The organism is Paraburkholderia sp. BR10954, assembly GCF_040965775.1.
Taxonomy (GTDB): Bacteria; Pseudomonadota; Gammaproteobacteria; order Burkholderiales; family Burkholderiaceae; genus Paraburkholderia; species Paraburkholderia youngii.
This window is the reverse complement of sequence record NZ_JBFRCK010000040.1, coordinates 48,566-63,338: the sequence shown is the minus strand read 5'-3', so window position 1 is coordinate 63,338 and position 14,773 is coordinate 48,566. Positions and strand designations below refer to the sequence as shown.

At 63.7% G+C, this 14,773-nt stretch carries 11 protein-coding genes; 9 read left to right on the top strand and 2 right to left on the bottom strand.

Annotated elements, in window-relative coordinates; all coding sequences use genetic code 11:
- Nucleotides 1-192 precede the first annotated feature (192 nt).
- Nucleotides 193-1,389 carry a M20 aminoacylase family protein gene (locus AB4Y34_RS35350; protein ID WP_176380959.1) on the bottom strand — a complete coding sequence of 399 codons (1,197 nt, stop codon included), beginning with the start codon at nucleotides 1,387-1,389 and terminating at the stop codon, nucleotides 193-195.
- Between the two features lie 187 nt (nucleotides 1,390-1,576).
- Here AB4Y34_RS35350 and AB4Y34_RS35345 point away from each other — a divergent pair, with 187 nt between their 5' ends.
- Nucleotides 1,577-3,655 (top strand): molybdopterin-dependent oxidoreductase, encoded by a 2,079-nt coding sequence (locus tag AB4Y34_RS35345; RefSeq protein ID WP_368718655.1) that lies wholly within the window; start codon nucleotides 1,577-1,579, stop codon nucleotides 3,653-3,655.
- A gap of 147 nt (nucleotides 3,656-3,802) precedes the next feature.
- Nucleotides 3,803-5,476, top strand: a complete 1,674-nt coding sequence (locus AB4Y34_RS35340; RefSeq protein WP_176380957.1) for a long-chain fatty acid--CoA ligase — start codon at nucleotides 3,803-3,805, stop codon at nucleotides 5,474-5,476.
- A gap of 125 nt (nucleotides 5,477-5,601) precedes the next feature.
- Here AB4Y34_RS35340 and AB4Y34_RS35335 read toward each other — a convergent pair whose 3' ends face one another.
- Nucleotides 5,602-6,798, bottom strand: a complete 1,197-nt coding sequence (locus AB4Y34_RS35335; protein WP_176380956.1) for a porin — start codon at nucleotides 6,796-6,798, stop codon at nucleotides 5,602-5,604.
- A 304-nt stretch (nucleotides 6,799-7,102) separates the two neighbouring features.
- Between AB4Y34_RS35335 and coq7 the strand changes: the two genes are divergently transcribed.
- From coq7 to murF, 7 genes are all read left to right on the top strand, one after another.
- Nucleotides 7,103-7,741, top strand: a complete 639-nt coding sequence (gene coq7, locus AB4Y34_RS35330; protein WP_176380955.1) for a 2-polyprenyl-3-methyl-6-methoxy-1,4-benzoquinone monooxygenase — start codon at nucleotides 7,103-7,105, stop codon at nucleotides 7,739-7,741.
- Between the two features lie 457 nt (nucleotides 7,742-8,198).
- Nucleotides 8,199-8,627 (top strand): division/cell wall cluster transcriptional repressor MraZ, encoded by a 429-nt coding sequence (gene mraZ, locus AB4Y34_RS35325; protein ID WP_013090620.1) that lies wholly within the window; start codon nucleotides 8,199-8,201, stop codon nucleotides 8,625-8,627.
- 15 nt (nucleotides 8,628-8,642) lie between these two features.
- A complete protein-coding gene (rsmH, locus tag AB4Y34_RS35320) occupies nucleotides 8,643-9,596 on the top strand; it encodes a 16S rRNA (cytosine(1402)-N(4))-methyltransferase RsmH (protein WP_176104975.1) in 954 nt (317 codons plus the stop codon).
- A complete protein-coding gene (gene ftsL, locus AB4Y34_RS35315) occupies nucleotides 9,593-9,943 on the top strand; it encodes a cell division protein FtsL (RefSeq protein WP_368718654.1) in 351 nt (116 codons plus the stop codon). The genes rsmH and ftsL overlap by 4 nt, the downstream gene beginning before the upstream one ends.
- Nucleotides 9,940-11,805 (top strand): penicillin-binding protein 2, encoded by a 1,866-nt coding sequence (locus tag AB4Y34_RS35310; RefSeq protein WP_176380954.1) that lies wholly within the window; start codon nucleotides 9,940-9,942, stop codon nucleotides 11,803-11,805. The genes ftsL and AB4Y34_RS35310 overlap by 4 nt, the downstream gene beginning before the upstream one ends.
- Nucleotides 11,802-13,364, top strand: coding sequence for a UDP-N-acetylmuramoyl-L-alanyl-D-glutamate--2,6-diaminopimelate ligase (locus tag AB4Y34_RS35305; protein WP_368718653.1), 1,563 nt, complete (start codon nucleotides 11,802-11,804; stop codon nucleotides 13,362-13,364). Before AB4Y34_RS35310 ends, AB4Y34_RS35305 begins: the two co-directional genes overlap by 4 nt.
- Nucleotides 13,361-14,773, top strand: a complete 1,413-nt coding sequence (murF, locus tag AB4Y34_RS35300; protein ID WP_368718652.1) for a UDP-N-acetylmuramoyl-tripeptide--D-alanyl-D-alanine ligase — start codon at nucleotides 13,361-13,363, stop codon at nucleotides 14,771-14,773. The genes AB4Y34_RS35305 and murF overlap by 4 nt, the downstream gene beginning before the upstream one ends.

Genomic DNA, 14,773 nt, shown 5'->3' with positions numbered 1-14,773 from the left:
GAACAGGACCGTGAAACGACTCCACGCCGATGATAGTGCGGATTGCCCGTGTGAAAGTAGGTAATCGTCAGGCTCCCCCAAAAGCCAGAAACCCCACCCGCAGCGGTGGGGTTTTTGCGTTTACGCGTCGAAATTAACAAACAGCATTGAAGTAAGCGAAACCCTCCACCCGCCTCAATGCGTCTCAACCCTCTACTTACCCTGAGCCAGAAACTTTTGCGCCAGTCGAACCCAATACGTCGACCCCACCGGCAATAGCTCGTCGTTAAAGTCATAACTCGCGTTGTGCAGCATGCAAGGGCCCGCGCCGTGGCCGGCTTCACGGTGGCCGCCATCGCCGTTGCCCAAAAACGCATAGCAGCCCGGTTTCGCCAGCAGCATGAACGAGAAATCCTCGGCGCCCATCGTCGGTTCAACTGCGTCATCGACATTTTCCGCGCCAACGATCTCTTTCATGACCGACGCCGCAAAACGCGCTTCCTCGCTGCTGTTGATCGTCGGCGGATAGTTCCGGTGGAACTGGATCTGAACGGAGCAATCGTATGCTTCGGCTGTACTCTGCGCGATCTTGCGCATCCGTGACTCGATCAGGTCGAGCGTTTCTGTAGTGAAAGTCCGCACCGTTCCCGCGATCCAGGCGTCGTTCGGCACGACATTGACCGCATCGCCGGCATGTATTTGCGTAATCGACAGTACCGCGGTGTCCAGCGGCTTTTTGTTGCGCGTGATGATGCTTTGCAGTCCGCTGGCAATTTGCACTGCCGTAAAGACCGGGTCGCGGCCATTGTGAGGTAGTGCCGCATGCGAGCCGACGCCCTTGATTTCGATGCGGAATTCATTGCTCGACGCCATGATGGGGCCTTCGGTCACGCCGAAGTGGCCCGCCGGCATGCCCGGCCAGTTGTGAATGCCGAACACGGCGTCCACGGGGAATTGGGTGAACAGGCCGTCGTCGATCATCGCCTTCGCGCCCGCGCCTCCCTCTTCGGCCGGCTGGAAAATGAACACGATCGTGCCGTCGAAATCACCATGTTTGGCCAGGTAGCGTGCGGCACCGAGCAGCATCGCAGTATGTCCGTCATGCCCGCACGCGTGCATCTTGCCGTCGTTCGTCGAACGATGATCGAAGCTGTTGAGCTCCTGAATCGGCAGCGCATCCATGTCGGCGCGCAAACCAATCGCGCGTGAGCCGTTCCCGCGCTTCAATACGCCGACCACGCCCGTCTTGCCCAAACCACGGTGGGTCTCGATGCCCCAGGACTCAAGCGAACGCGCGACGAGATCAGCGGTCGCCGTCTCTTCGTAGCGCAGTTCCGGGTGGGCATGGATGGTTCGTCGAAGGGTCTGGATTTCACCGCGAGCGGCCTGAATTTCGGGGATGAGTTTCATGATGGAGTGATTATGCGTTTGTGCTCGACGAGCATGAGATCGCCGCGGACCGCGTCGGCCCGGGCACTGCGGATAATTCATTCTACGCCGAAGGCATTTTTGGCGGCACCACCCGGGTCGGCGGCCCATTGACGTAATAAAATTCCATTTTGCCCGATCGCTTACTGCTCGCCAGGACGCCTTGCCGATGAACGCCCCGACCGAATTCGCGCGCGCCGTGTGCCCGCACGATTGCCCCGACACCTGCGCGATGCGCGTGACCGTCGACAACGGACGCGCGATCAAGATCGCCGGGGATCCCGACCATCCGCCGACTCAGGGCGTGCTGTGCACGAAGGTCAGCCGCTACGCGGAGCGTGTATACCATCCGAACCGATTGACGACGCCAATGAAGCGTGTCGGCCGCAAGGGCGAGGGCCGCTTCGCGCCGGTCAGCTGGGACGAAGCATTGGACTTTGCCGCAAACCGCCTCGGCGAAATTGCCCGTCGCGCGCCGGAAGCGATTCTGCCTTACAGCTACGCTGGCACGATGGGCTTGGTGCAGGGCGATAGCATCGCGCAACGCTTCTTCCACAAGCTCGGCGCATCGCAGTTGGATCGAACGATTTGTGCGGCCGCCGGCGCAGCTGGCCTCAAATACACGTATGGCGCCGGCGTCGGTATGCACACCGAGTTTTTCGCCGAAAGCGAAGTGATCCTGATCTGGGGCGCCAATCCGATCGCATCGAATCTGCATTTCTGGACGCGCGCGCAGGAAGCCAAGCGTCGCGGCGCCCGGCTGATCGCGATCGATCCGTATCGCTCGCTGACCGCGGAGAAATGCCATCAGCACATCGCGCTGAAGCCCGGAACCGACGCGGCTCTCGCGCTAGGCATCATGAACGTGCTGATCACCGAGGATCTGCTCGACCACGAGTACATCGCCGCGCACACGCTGGGCTTCGCTGCCTTGAAGCTGCGCGCGCTCAGCTATCCACTGTCACGCGTTAGCGAAATTTGTGGCGTTAAAGAGGGGGAAATCGCCGAACTTGCGCGACTTTACGCCGGCACGAAGAAAGCCGCGATCCGCTTGAACTATGGTCTGCAGCGGGTGCGCGGCGGCGGCAATGCAGTGCGCGCGATCGCGTGTTTGCCTTCGCTGACCGGCGCATGGCGCGAGCGCGCGGGCGGGGCGCTGTTGTCGTCGAGCGGTTGGGCGCCGGTAGACTCGCACGCGTTGCAGCGCCCCGACCTGATGCCGGGCTGGCCCTCGAAGCCGAGCCGCGTGATCAATATGAATGCGATCGGCGATGCGCTGCTACATCCGGGCGACGCGACGTTCGGTCCCAAGGTCGAGGCGATCGTCGTCTACAACTCGAATCCGGTCGCGGTCGCGCCGGACTCCGAACGCGTCGCGGCTGGCTTTGCGCGCGAGGATCTGTTCACGATCGTGCTCGAGCATTTCCAGACCGACACCGCGGACTACGCCGACCTGCTGTTGCCCGCCACGACGCAGCTCGAGCATCTCGACGTGCACAAGTCATACGGCCACACGCACGTGATGGTCAACCTGCCCGCCATCGCGCCGTTTGGCGACGCACGCCCGAATACCGAGATCTTCCGCGGCCTCGCGCGCCACATGGGCTTGACGGAACCGTCACTCTTCGACAGCGACGAAGCCGTCGCGCAAGCCGCATTTCGCTGGGAAGACAAAACGCTGGACGGTGTCGACTGGCCGATGCTGAAGCAAGCCGGCTGGGCCCGTCTCAATCTGCCCGACGCGCCATTTGCCGACGGCGGTTTTCGCACGCCATCCGGCAAGTGCGAGTTCTACAGCGAGCGCCTTGCGCAACAGGGCCTCGACCCGCTGCCGGACTATCTGCCACCCTACGAATCGGCCGACGGCGCGCCCGAACTGGCGGCCCGCTATCCGCTCGCGATGATTTCGCCTCCCGCGCGCAACTTCCTGAACAGCACCTTCGTGAACATCGAGAGTCTGCGCGCGACGGAAGGCGAGCCGCATCTGGACATCCACCCTGCCGACGCGCACGCGCGCGGCATCGGCGACGGCGATCAGGTGCGCATCTTCAACGACCGCGGCTCGATGCAGGCGCGGGCCCGCGTGACGGACCGCGCGCGCGAAGGTCTCGTCGTCGGGTTGTCGATCTGGTGGAAGAAGCTCGCGCCGGACGGCCGCAACGCCAACCAGTTGACGAGCCAGGCACTGACCGATCTCGGCGGTTCCGCGACGTTTTACGACTGTCTCGTCGAAGTCGAGCGGGCCTGAAAGCCGCACCGCGCCTTGAAGCCGACGGCGAGCCTCGCAAGTTCGAGGCTGCCGTCTAACCCCATCGGTTTGGCCATTGGCCGCACTATGCCCATGCTACGATGCGTTTTTAGCACGATCATTCGAAAATAATTAAGGAGACGCTGCATGGAGAAAATCTGGCTGAAGTCTTATCCGCCCGGCGTTCCCGCAGAGATCGACCCGACACGCTATTCGTCGGTGGCCGAGTTGCTCGAGGAAGCCTTTCGCGAACACCGCACGAAGCCGGCATTCGTGTGCATGGGCAAGCAGATCAGCTACGGTGAACTCGACGAGCTCTCGCGCGATCTTGCGGCGTGGCTGCAGTCGAAAGGGCTCCCGCGCGGCGCGCGTGTCGCGATCATGATGCCGAACGTGCTGCAGTATCCGGTCGCAATTGCCGCGATTCTGCGCGCGGGCTATGTGGTCGTGAATGTGAATCCACTGTATACGCCGCGCGAACTCGAACACCAACTGAAGGACAGCGGCGCTGAGGCGATCATCCTGCTCGAGAATTTCGCGGGGACCTTGCAGGCAATCGTGCGCAATACGCCGGTCAAGCATGTGGTCGTCGCGACGATGGGCGACCTGATGGGCATCAAAGGCCCGCTCGTGAACTTCGTGGTGCGCAAGGTCAAGAAGATGGTGCCGGCGTGGAGCCTGCCTGGGCACGTCAAGTTCAACGACGCGGTCTCGGAGGGCGCGCGCCTGACGTTCAAGCCGGTCCAGCAGGGCCCTGACGATATCGCGTTTCTGCAATACACGGGCGGCACCACCGGCGTGGCCAAGGGCGCGACGCTGCTGCACCGGAACCTGATCGCGAACGTGCTGCAGTCGGAGGTCTGGCTCAATCCGGTGCGCGCGAACCGCACCGATATCGACCAGTTCATCACGGTCGTCGCGCTGCCGCTGTATCACGTGTTCGCGCTGACCGTGTGCGGGCTGCTGACGATCCGCACTGGCGGTCTCGGCGTGCTGATCCCGAATCCGCGCGATATCCCCGGCATGATCAAGTCGCTCGAGGGTTATGCGATCACGACGATTCCCGCCGTCAACACGCTGTACAACGCGATGTTGAACAGCCCCGACTTCCACAAGCTCGACTTCTCGAAGCTGCTGACCGCGAACGCCGGCGGCATGGCGGTGCAGGAGGCGGTCGCGAAGCGCTGGTTCGAGCGGACGCGCACGCCGATCGTCGAAGGCTATGGGCTGTCGGAAACGTCGCCATGCGTGACCTGCAACCCTGTCACCGCCACCGAATACAGCGGCACGATCGGCCTGCCGCTGCCGTCGACCGAGATTTCCATTCGCGACGACGCAGGCAACGAAGTGCCGGCCGGCCAGGCAGGCGAGATCTGCATCCGCGGCCCGCAGCTGATGGCGGGCTACTGGAACCGGCCCGACGAAACCGCCAAGGTGATGACGGCTGACGGCTTCTTTAAATCCGGCGACGTCGGCATCATGAGCGCGGACGGCTTCGTGAAGATCGTCGATCGCAAGAAGGACATGATTCTGGTGTCCGGCTTCAACGTGTATCCGAACGAAGTCGAGGACGTCGTCGCAAAGCTGCCGGGCGTGTTCGAAGTCGCGGCGGTCGGCGTGCCCGATCAGCATTCCGGCGAGGCCGTGAAGCTATTCGTCGTGAAGAAGGACCCGTCGCTGACCGACGAACAGATCTTCGCGTACTGCAAAACGCAACTGACCGGCTACAAGCGGCCCAAGGTCGTCGAATTCCGCACCGAGCTGCCGAAGAGCAACGTCGGCAAGATCCTGCGCCGCGAGTTGCGCGACGGCAGGGCTTAAGCGAGCGAAGAACAGAAGCCCGGCGCACGAAAGTGCGCCGGGCTTTTTCGTTGCGCCGTCAAAACCCGCGCATAAAAAAAGGCGCCCGAAGGCGCCTTTGAGGCAAACCGCTTTTTTACGACTTATTAGAACTTGTGGCGGATACCAACACGGGCCGTGAACTGGTTGTTGGTCGACGAACCGGTCAGGCCGTTGATGCCTGCCGTTGCTGCGACCACCTGGCCCGTTGCGTTGACCGTGTCGCCCAGAGCGTGCTGATACACGCCGACCAGGTACACGTCGGTACGCTTGGACAGGAAGTAATCCACGCCCAGTGCGCCCTGGTGGTACTGAGCACGCGATTGGCCTTCGATCTGCGTGCCGCGCGTGTAGTCATACGCTGCGCCGACCAGCAGTGCCGGGGTCAACTGGTACTTGAAGTTGATTTCGCCGTTGTTGAACGTAGCCTTCTGGCCAGTGAACGGCGACGTGAAGGTCTTGCCCAGGTTGCCGAACTGGATGTTCGAATACGTCAGGCCGATGGTTGCCGCGCCGAACGTGTACGCACCGCCTGCGCCGACGACCTGATACGTGTTAGCCGATGCGAAGCCAGCGTAAATCGGGCTCGTGACTGCGAAGCTAGCCGCAGTAGTACCCACGGCCGGTGTGTTCGTTGCGATCGTGCCGCCGTTGTTGAACAGGCCACCCGATGCTGCAGGCGTACGTGCGTTCAGGTAACCAACGCCCAATGCCAGCGGGCCATTGTTATAGCCAGCACCCAACGACCAGATCTGGTTGTGCGTGAAGTCACCAGCGACGCCGCCGAAGCTATACGTGCCGCCGAACGTCAGGCCGTTGTAGTTCGCGCTCGTGTACTTGATCGTGTTGTTGGTGCGATACGCGTTGTTGAAGTTGTCGATATCGCCCGGGTGAGCGGCGATGTAGCCGCCCCACTGATCGCCCGATTCGAACGGACCCACGTAGTCGACGACGGAGTCGTACTGACGACCCAGCGTGACCGTGCCGAAGGTGCTCGACAGACCGACATATGCCTGACGACCGAACATCAGGCCGCCCTGACCGAGCTTGCCGTTGGTCACGTCAAAGCCGTTTTCCAGAACGAACAGCGCCTTCAGACCACCGCCCAGATCTTCCGTGCCACGCAGGCCGAAACGCGAGCCTTGCAGGACGCCGCTGGACATGTCGTACTTGTGAAAGCCACCAGCGTTGGTATTCATGTTGATACCAACGTCAACAATGCCGTACAGGGTCACGCTGCTCTGCGCATGAGCGACGCCTGCGAATGCGCCCAGTGCTGCGAGAGCGAGAAGCGACTTTTTCATCGAATGATCTCCAAGGAATACGAATCTTTTGTTCAAGGCGAAATATTTAGTTAGCGCTGAGGCCTTGCTTGTCCAACTTCGCGAGAAGTTGCCACGTAATGTAACAAAAGGCATACATGGGACAAAGAAAAAGGAGGCGCTGCGGACGGCCGCTGTTTCGTTTACGCAACATGGTCTAAAATCCGAAATTAACCGCCCATTTCATGCGGATTGATGCCTGTCGGACCGCGGGTTTCGCGTCGCAAGGCCTTGTCGCACGGACCTTCCGGAACGATGCGGCGGTTGTCGAATCAGGGAGCGCTTTATGTTGCTGGACGAGTTGATTGGCGAGTTTGATCGGGGTTTACGATCACTGACGGGGGTGTCGCGGATGAGCCGTCCGCTGCCGCTTCCGCAGGCTTCCGCGGCGACGGCCGAGGCGCCCGAACTCTCGCCCGCGGAGCGCGCGCATGCGGCTGGTTTGATGCGGGTGAACCACGTCGGCGAAGTGTGCGCACAGGCGCTTTACCAGGCGCAGAAACTCGCTACCGACTCGCCTTCATTGCGCGCCATGTTCGATCACGCCGCGTCGGAAGAAGAGGATCATCTGGCGTGGACCGCCAAGCGCCTGGAGGCGCTCGACTCGCGTCCGAGTCTGCTCAATCCGCTGTGGTATACCGGCGCACTCGCGATCGGGCTCGCCGCGGGACGTCTCGGCGATCGCGTGAGTCTCGGCTTCATGGCCGAAACGGAGCGCCAGGTCGAGCAGCATCTCGACAGTCATCTCGATCAGCTGCCGGCCGCGGACCACGAATCGCGCGCGATCGTCGAGCAGATGCGCGCCGATGAAGCGCAGCACGGCAAGGCAGCGATGGACGCGGGCGGCATCGAGTTGCCGTTTCCGGCGCGCGCGGTGATGCGCGCGATGTCGAAGGTGATGACGCGCACCGCCTATTACATATGAGCGTTTCGCCTGCTTTGCTTCGCCGGCCGGAGCACCGCGCGTATCGCGTCGACCATCGCTGAACGCATTATTCGCAAGTGGGACGGCGCCGCGCACGCCGTTCGTCAACCGTCCCCGCAGCGCCGCCTTTTCCCTTTCAGATTCCCTTAACGATCTCTTTCAATCCGCGCTGTTTCCTCGCACTGTTCACGTATCACCTTCACAAGTTGCACTAGCCCATTCATTTATAACGGTTTTCCGTTTTATGCGGGACGTGAAGGAGTCGCGCTAAGTCCTTGTTCTAACAAACAAAATCCGGCCGAAAAGCCGGCCGCTCCCTTGACCCGTGTTTAGCGTTCCTCTAAAGTGGGAGACAGTGTGAGAAAGTGTATTTTTGTGTGTTCTCGGCATCACTTTCAGGTAGATTTTCACGGACCGGGCGGGCGGCGCAAACAGCACCGCGATAGGGGAGAGCGAAGTGTTCCAAGGGGCGTCGGCGCTGACGCTCGATGCGAAAGGGCGGATGTCGATTCCCTCTCGTTATCGGGATGCGCTGCAAACACAGGCAGAGGGCCGGGTGACGATCACCAAGCATCCGGACGGCTGCCTGTTGCTCTTTCCGCGCCCCGAATGGGAAATCTTCCGTGACAAGGTGGACAAGCTGCCCATGAACGCAGCCTGGTGGAAACGCATTTTTCTCGGCAATGCAATGGATGTGGATATGGACGGCGCAGGCCGTGTGCTCGTGTCGCCCGAGTTGCGCGCGGCTGGCTCGCTGGAGAAGGAAGTGACGCTGCTCGGCATGGGCCGTCACTTCGAGTTGTGGGATGCACAGATTTACGCGGCGAAGGAACAGGCGGCGATCGCCGAGGGCATGCCCGACGCGTTGAAAGACTTCACGTTCTGATCGCGGCTTATTTATATGGCTTCTGCGATGAGAAACGAATTGCAGCATCGCACGGTGCTGTTGAACGAAGCGGTCGATGCGCTGGTCACGCGCGCCGACGGCACGTATGTGGACGGCACGTTCGGCCGTGGCGGCCATAGCCGCCTCGTGCTGGAGCGGCTCGGCGAAGCGGGGCGATTGATCGCGTTCGATAAAGATCCGCTCGCGATCGCGACTGCGCAGAAGATCGCCGATCCGCGCTTTGCCATCGTCCACGAGAGTTTTGCTTCACTGCGCGCCGCGATGGCGGAGCGCGGGGTAGGGCGTGTGTCGGGGGTGTTGCTGGATCTGGGCGTGTCGTCGCCGCAAGTCGACGATCCGGAGCGGGGCTTCAGCTTCCGCGCCGACGGCCCGCTCGACATGCGGATGGACCCGACGCGCGGCGAATCCGCGGCTGACTGGCTCGCGCGGGCTACGGTGCAGGAACTGACGGAGGTGATACGAGATTATGGGGAAGAACGGTTTGCTTTTCAGATTGCAAAGGCGCTTGTTGCTCGCCGGGCAGAGTCCGACCGTCTTGGGCCTCTCGTCAGCACGGGCGAGCTTGCCCAAATCGTGGCTAACGTCGTCAAAACCCGTGAGAAGGGCAAGGACCCGGCAACCCGCACCTTTCAGGCTATACGGATTCACGTCAATCAAGAGCTTGCGGAGCTGCAAGTCGTTCTAGAAGCAGCGTTGTCGTTGTTGGAGCAAGGGGGGCGGCTGGTGGTCATCAGCTTTCATTCGCTCGAGGACCGTATCGTCAAGCGATTCATGCAGGCGCACGCAAGTACGCCGGCGGTCGACCGCCGCCTGCCGATCCGCGCGGTCGACCTGCCGAGCCCTCCGCTCAAGATCATCGGCCGCGTCTTTGCGAGCGACGCAGAAGTCGCCGACAACCCGCGCGCCCGTTCTGCCGTGATGCGCGTGGCGGAGCGGATCGCGCCATGAACCGCCTCAATATCTTCCTGCTGATCATCGTGATGGGCTGTGCCTTGTCGGTCGTCAACGCGACCAATCAGCAGCGTCAGATCTTTATCCAGCTGCAGCGCGCGCAGTCGCAGGAGCGTCAGCTGCAGCAGGACTATTCGCAGCTTCAATATCAGCAGAGCGCGCTGTCCAAAACGTCGCGCATCGAGCAACTCGCCACCGCCTCGCTGAAGATGCAGTCGGCCACCACGGGCCGCACGCAGTACCTTACGCTCACCCCGGGTGCCGCAACGGCGATCGACGCTCCCATTCCGACCTCCGCGCCCGCCTCGGCGCCGGTCGCGACCCGTCGCGGAGCCACGCGATGAAAAAATCGTCGGCGCACAAGAGCGTTGCGTTTTCGGCCAACCCGATTCTGTCGGTGCGCCTGCCGATGTGGCGCTCGAAGCTCGTCGTGTTCCTGCTGTTCATGGCGTTCGTCGCGCTCGCCGCGCGCGCGTTCTGGATTCAGGGGCCGGGCAACGCGTTTTATCTGAAGCAGGGCGAAATCCGCTATCAGCGCCGCATCGACATGCCGGCCACGCGCGGCAAGATTCTCGACCGCAACGGCCTCGTGCTCGCCACGAGTCTGCCGGTGCGCGCAATCTGGGCGATTCCCGAATCGGTGCCGGACGACCTCGGCGCCGACAAGCTCGACGCGCTCGGCAAACTGCTCGGCATGACCGCGAAGGAATTGCGCTCGAAGCTGTCGGAAGACAAGACCTTCGTCTACGTGAAGCGCCAGGTGCCCGTCGACGTCGCCGACAAAGTCGCGGCGCTCGACATCCCCGGCATTTACTCGCGCGCCGAGTACAAGCGCTTCTACCCGGAAGGCGAGATCACCGCTCACCTGATCGGCTTCACCAACGTCGAGGACGAGGGCCAGGAAGGCGTCGAGCTCGGCGACCAGAAGCTGCTCGCGGGCACATCGGGCAGCCGTCGCGTGATCAAGGACCGGATTGGTCACATCATCGAGGATGTCGACGAGCAGGTCGTGCCGCACAATGGCAAGGACGTCGACCTATCGATCGACAGCAAGATCCAGTACATCGCCTATACGAACCTGAAAGCGGCCGTCGAGAAATTCAAGGCGAAGGCCGGCGCGGCAATGGTGATCGACGTGCGCACCGGCGAAGTGCTCGCACTCGTCAACTACCCGACGTACAACCCGAACGACCGCTCGCACCTGACGGGCGAACAGCTGCGCAACCGCATCCTGACCGACACCTTCGAGCCGGGCTCGATCATGAAGCCGTTCACGGTGTCGCTCGCGCTCGATCTGCACCGGGTGACGCCGACTACACTGGTAGATACGGGCAACGGTCACTTCGTACTCGACGGCGCGCCGATTACCGACGACAGCGGCTTCGGCGTGCTGACGGTCGGCGGCGTGATCCAGAAGTCGAGCAACATCGGCGCGACCAAGATCGCGATGCAGCTGCGGCCCGAAGAAATGTGGAATATGTATACCAGCATCGGTCTCGGCCAGGCGCCGAAGGTCGGTTTTCCTGGCGCGGCGGCGGGCCGCCTGCGTCCGTGGAAGAGCTGGCGTCGCATCGAGCAGGCGACGATGTCGTACGGCTACGGCCTGTCGGTGTCGCTGTTCCAGCTCGGCCGCGCGTACACCGCGATCGCGCACGACGGCCAGATCATGCCGGTGACGATTTTCCATGCGCCGGGCGACCAGCCGGCCACCGGTCCGCAGATCTTTTCGCCGACCACCGCGCGTGAAGTGCGCGCGATGCTCGAAACCGTCGTGTCCGCGCAAGGCACGTCGCCGGATGCGGCGGTGCCCGGCTATCGCGTCGGCGGCAAGAGCGGTACCGCGTACAAGCACGGGCCGCACGGCTACGACCACTCCAAATATCGCGCGTCGTTCGTCGGCATGGCGCCGATGCCGAATCCGCGCATCGTCGTCGCCGTGTCGGTCGACGAGCCGACGGCGGGTAGCCACTTTGGCGGCCAGGTGTCGGGCCCGGTGTTCTCGGGCATCGTCGGCGATACGCTGCGCGCGCTGAACGTGCCGCCCGACATGCCCGTCAAGCAGATGGTGGTGTCCGACGATTCGGCGCCGCCCGCGCCCGGCGCCCCGTCCGCGCCGGCCGGGGCGAAGAAGCTGACGACGAACCCCGGCGTGAAGAAGATGACCATTTCCGCCAACCCGAAAACCCATCCAGGAGTCGAGCGATGAGCGCGCTGCGAGAGCAACATCCAGCGCACCGGCAGATCGCCGACGCCCTCGCCTGGCTGCACGCGCACGTGCAGCCAGGCGCGCATCTGCACGCCGACACGCGCTCGCTCGCGGCCGGCGACGCGTTCTTCGCGTACGCGGTCGATGGCGCGGACAATCGCGCGTTCATCGACGCGGCGATCGAGCGCGGCGCGGCCGCCGTGCTCGTGCAACCCGAAGGCTTCGCCGGCAAGCTCGACGCGTCCGTCGCGCATGCGGTACCGGCATTGAACGAACTCGCCGGCACGATCGCGAGCTCGTGGTATCGCGATCCGAGCGACGCGATGCTCGCGGTCGGCATCACCGGCACGAACGGCAAGACATCTTGCAGCCAATGGGTCGCCGCGGCGCTGTCCGCGCGCGGCACACGCTGTGCGATCGTCGGCACGCTTGGCACCGGCCTCGTTGGCCAGCTCGTGCACACCGGCTTCACGACGCCCGACGCGCCGCAATTGCAGCGCAGCCTCGCGCAATTGCGTGACGCAGGCGCGCAGGCGGTGGCGATGGAAGTGTCGTCGCATGCGCTGCATCAGGGGCGCGTGAACGGCACCGCTTTCGACATCGCGGTGTTCACGAATCTGACGCAGGACCATCTCGATTATCACGGCACGTTCGAGGCCTATGAAGCCGCCAAGGCGCGCCTGTTCGCATGGCCAGAGCTGCGCGCAGCCGTGATCAATCGCGACGATGCCGCCGGCCGGCGTTTGCTCGCGAGCACGCGTGGTCACGCTCGTACCATCGCTTATGGCATCGAGGGCGAGCACGGCGACGGCGGCGCCACGAATGCGCCAGAAGCGGACGCGTGGCTGACCGCATCGAAGGTGCGTGCGACCGCGACCGGCACCGCGTTTCATCTGAGCACGTCGGACTGGGGCAACGCCGACGTCGAAGTGCAAACGCTCGGCCTCTTCAACGTGAGCAATCTGCTCGCGGTGCTCGGCGTGCTGCTCGCCGCCGACGTGCCGTTCGACGCGGCGCTCGCCGAACTCGCGAAGCTGGAACCGGTGAACGGCCGCATGCAGCGTCTGGGCGGCCGACTGCAAAACGACGAGCCGCTCGTCGTGATCGATTACGCGCACACACCCGACGCGCTCGAAAAAACGCTCGAGGCCCTGCGCCCGATCGCGACCGCGCGCGGCGGCGAACTCGTCTGCATGTTCGGCTGCGGCGGCGACCGCGATGCGACCAAGCGTCCGCTGATGGGCGCGATCGCCGAGCGGCTGGCGGACAACGTCGTCGTGACGAGCGACAACCCGCGCAGCGAAGATCCGCTCGCGATCATCGAGCAAATTGCCGCGGGCATGCAGGATGCGTCGCAGGCGCGCCGCGTCGAGGACCGCGCGAGCGCGATCCTGCAGGCGATTCGCGGCGCCGCGCGTGAAGACGTGATCGTGCTGGCCGGCAAGGGGCACGAAGCCACACAGGAAATCATGGGCAAGAAACGCGCTTTCTCCGATCAGGACCACGCCCGCCTCGCGCTCGCCGCGCGGGCCACGCAAACTCGCGGAGGTGGCGAATGACGATGTTCTCGCTACGCGCAGCCGCCGCGCAGATTCCCGGTGCGAGCGTCACCGGCGACGACAGCGTGCGCTTCGAACGCGTGTCGACCGACAGCCGCAGCGCCGGCCCCGGCGATCTGTTCATCGCGATCAAGGGCGATCGATTCGACGCGCACGACTTCCTGCCGCAAGTCGCCGAGCGCAACGTCGCGGCCGTGCTGGTTGCGCGCACGCCGGAGAACTGGAGCGTGCCGGCGATCCGCGTCGCCGATACGCGCGCAGCGCTTGGCGCGCTCGCGCGCGGCTGGCGTCGTCAGTTCGACCTGCCGCTCGTCGCGGTCACGGGCAGCAACGGCAAGACCACGGTCAAGGAAATGATCGCGTCGATCTTCGCGGCCGCGGTCGGCACGGACGCGCGTCTCGCGACCGCCGGCAATTTCAACAACGACATCGGCCTGCCGCTCACGCTGTTCCGTCTGCATGCCGCGCATCGGCTCGCGGTGGTCGAGCTCGGCATGAATCATCCGAGCGAAACCGAACTGCTCGCGAAGCTTGCCGAGCCGACGGTCGCCGTCGTCAACAACGCGCAGCGCGAGCACCAGGAATTCATGGCGACCGTCGAAGCGGTCGCGCTCGAACACGCGAGCGTGATTCACGCGCTGTCGCCCGAAGGCACGGCAGTGTTCCCCGCCGACGACGCGTACGCGAGCATCTGGCGCGTCGCCGCCACCGGCAACCGCATCATCGACTTCGCGCTGAACAGCGCCGAGCGCACGACCGAAGCCTCGGTGCAGGGCAACTTCGACGGCAAGCGTTTGAGCATCGACACGCCGCAAGGCCGTCTCGACGTGACGCTGCAGGTGCTCGGCGATCACAACGCGCACAACGCGCTCGCGGCGACCTCGGCCGCGTTGGCCGCGGGTGTGTCGCTCGACGCGATCCAGCGCGGACTCGAATCGTTCGGCGCGGTGAAGGGCCGTCTGCAGGTCAAGCAGGCCGCGCTCGGCTCGCTCGCGGGCGCAACCGTGATCGACGACACCTACAACGCGAATCCCGATTCGATGCGCGCCGCAATCGACGTGCTCGCGTCGCGTGAATCGCCGCGTGTGCTCGTGATGGGCGACATGGGCGAAGTCGGCGACAACGGCTCGGCGTTTCACCGCGAAATCGGCGCGTATGCGAAAGAGCGAGGTATCGACGCGCTGTACGCGATGGGCGACGCCTCGCGCGACGCCTGCACCGCATACGGCCCGGGCGCGCACCACGTCGCCGATGTCGGCGCGCTGGTCGCGCAACTGCAGCAGGCCGGTTTCGGCGCTGCCGCAACGCTTCTCGTGAAAGGCTCGCGTTTCATGCAAATGGAGCGCGTGGTGGACGCCGTTACGAGTCCACAACCCAACGCCGCGGGCTCGACGCCCGCCGCACATTAA

Bases quoted from the DNA above. Each gene is read 5' to 3' on its own strand.
- AB4Y34_RS35350 (WP_176380959.1), bottom strand. From the start codon at position 1,389: ATGAAACTCATCCCCGAAATTCAGGCCGCTCGCGGTGAAATCCAGACC.
- AB4Y34_RS35345 (WP_368718655.1), top strand. From the start codon at position 1,577: ATGAACGCCCCGACCGAATTCGCGCGCGCCGTGTGCCCGCACGATTGC.
- AB4Y34_RS35340 (WP_176380957.1), top strand. From the start codon at position 3,803: ATGGAGAAAATCTGGCTGAAGTCTTATCCGCCCGGCGTTCCCGCAGAG.
- AB4Y34_RS35335 (WP_176380956.1), bottom strand. From the start codon at position 6,798: ATGAAAAAGTCGCTTCTCGCTCTCGCAGCACTGGGCGCATTCGCAGGC.
- coq7 (WP_176380955.1), top strand. From the start codon at position 7,103: ATGTTGCTGGACGAGTTGATTGGCGAGTTTGATCGGGGTTTACGATCA.
- rsmH (WP_176104975.1), top strand. From the start codon at position 8,643: ATGGCTTCTGCGATGAGAAACGAATTGCAGCATCGCACGGTGCTGTTG.
- ftsL (WP_368718654.1), top strand. From the start codon at position 9,593: ATGAACCGCCTCAATATCTTCCTGCTGATCATCGTGATGGGCTGTGCC.
- AB4Y34_RS35310 (WP_176380954.1), top strand. From the start codon at position 9,940: ATGAAAAAATCGTCGGCGCACAAGAGCGTTGCGTTTTCGGCCAACCCG.
- AB4Y34_RS35305 (WP_368718653.1), top strand. From the start codon at position 11,802: ATGAGCGCGCTGCGAGAGCAACATCCAGCGCACCGGCAGATCGCCGAC.
- murF (WP_368718652.1), top strand. From the start codon at position 13,361: ATGACGATGTTCTCGCTACGCGCAGCCGCCGCGCAGATTCCCGGTGCG.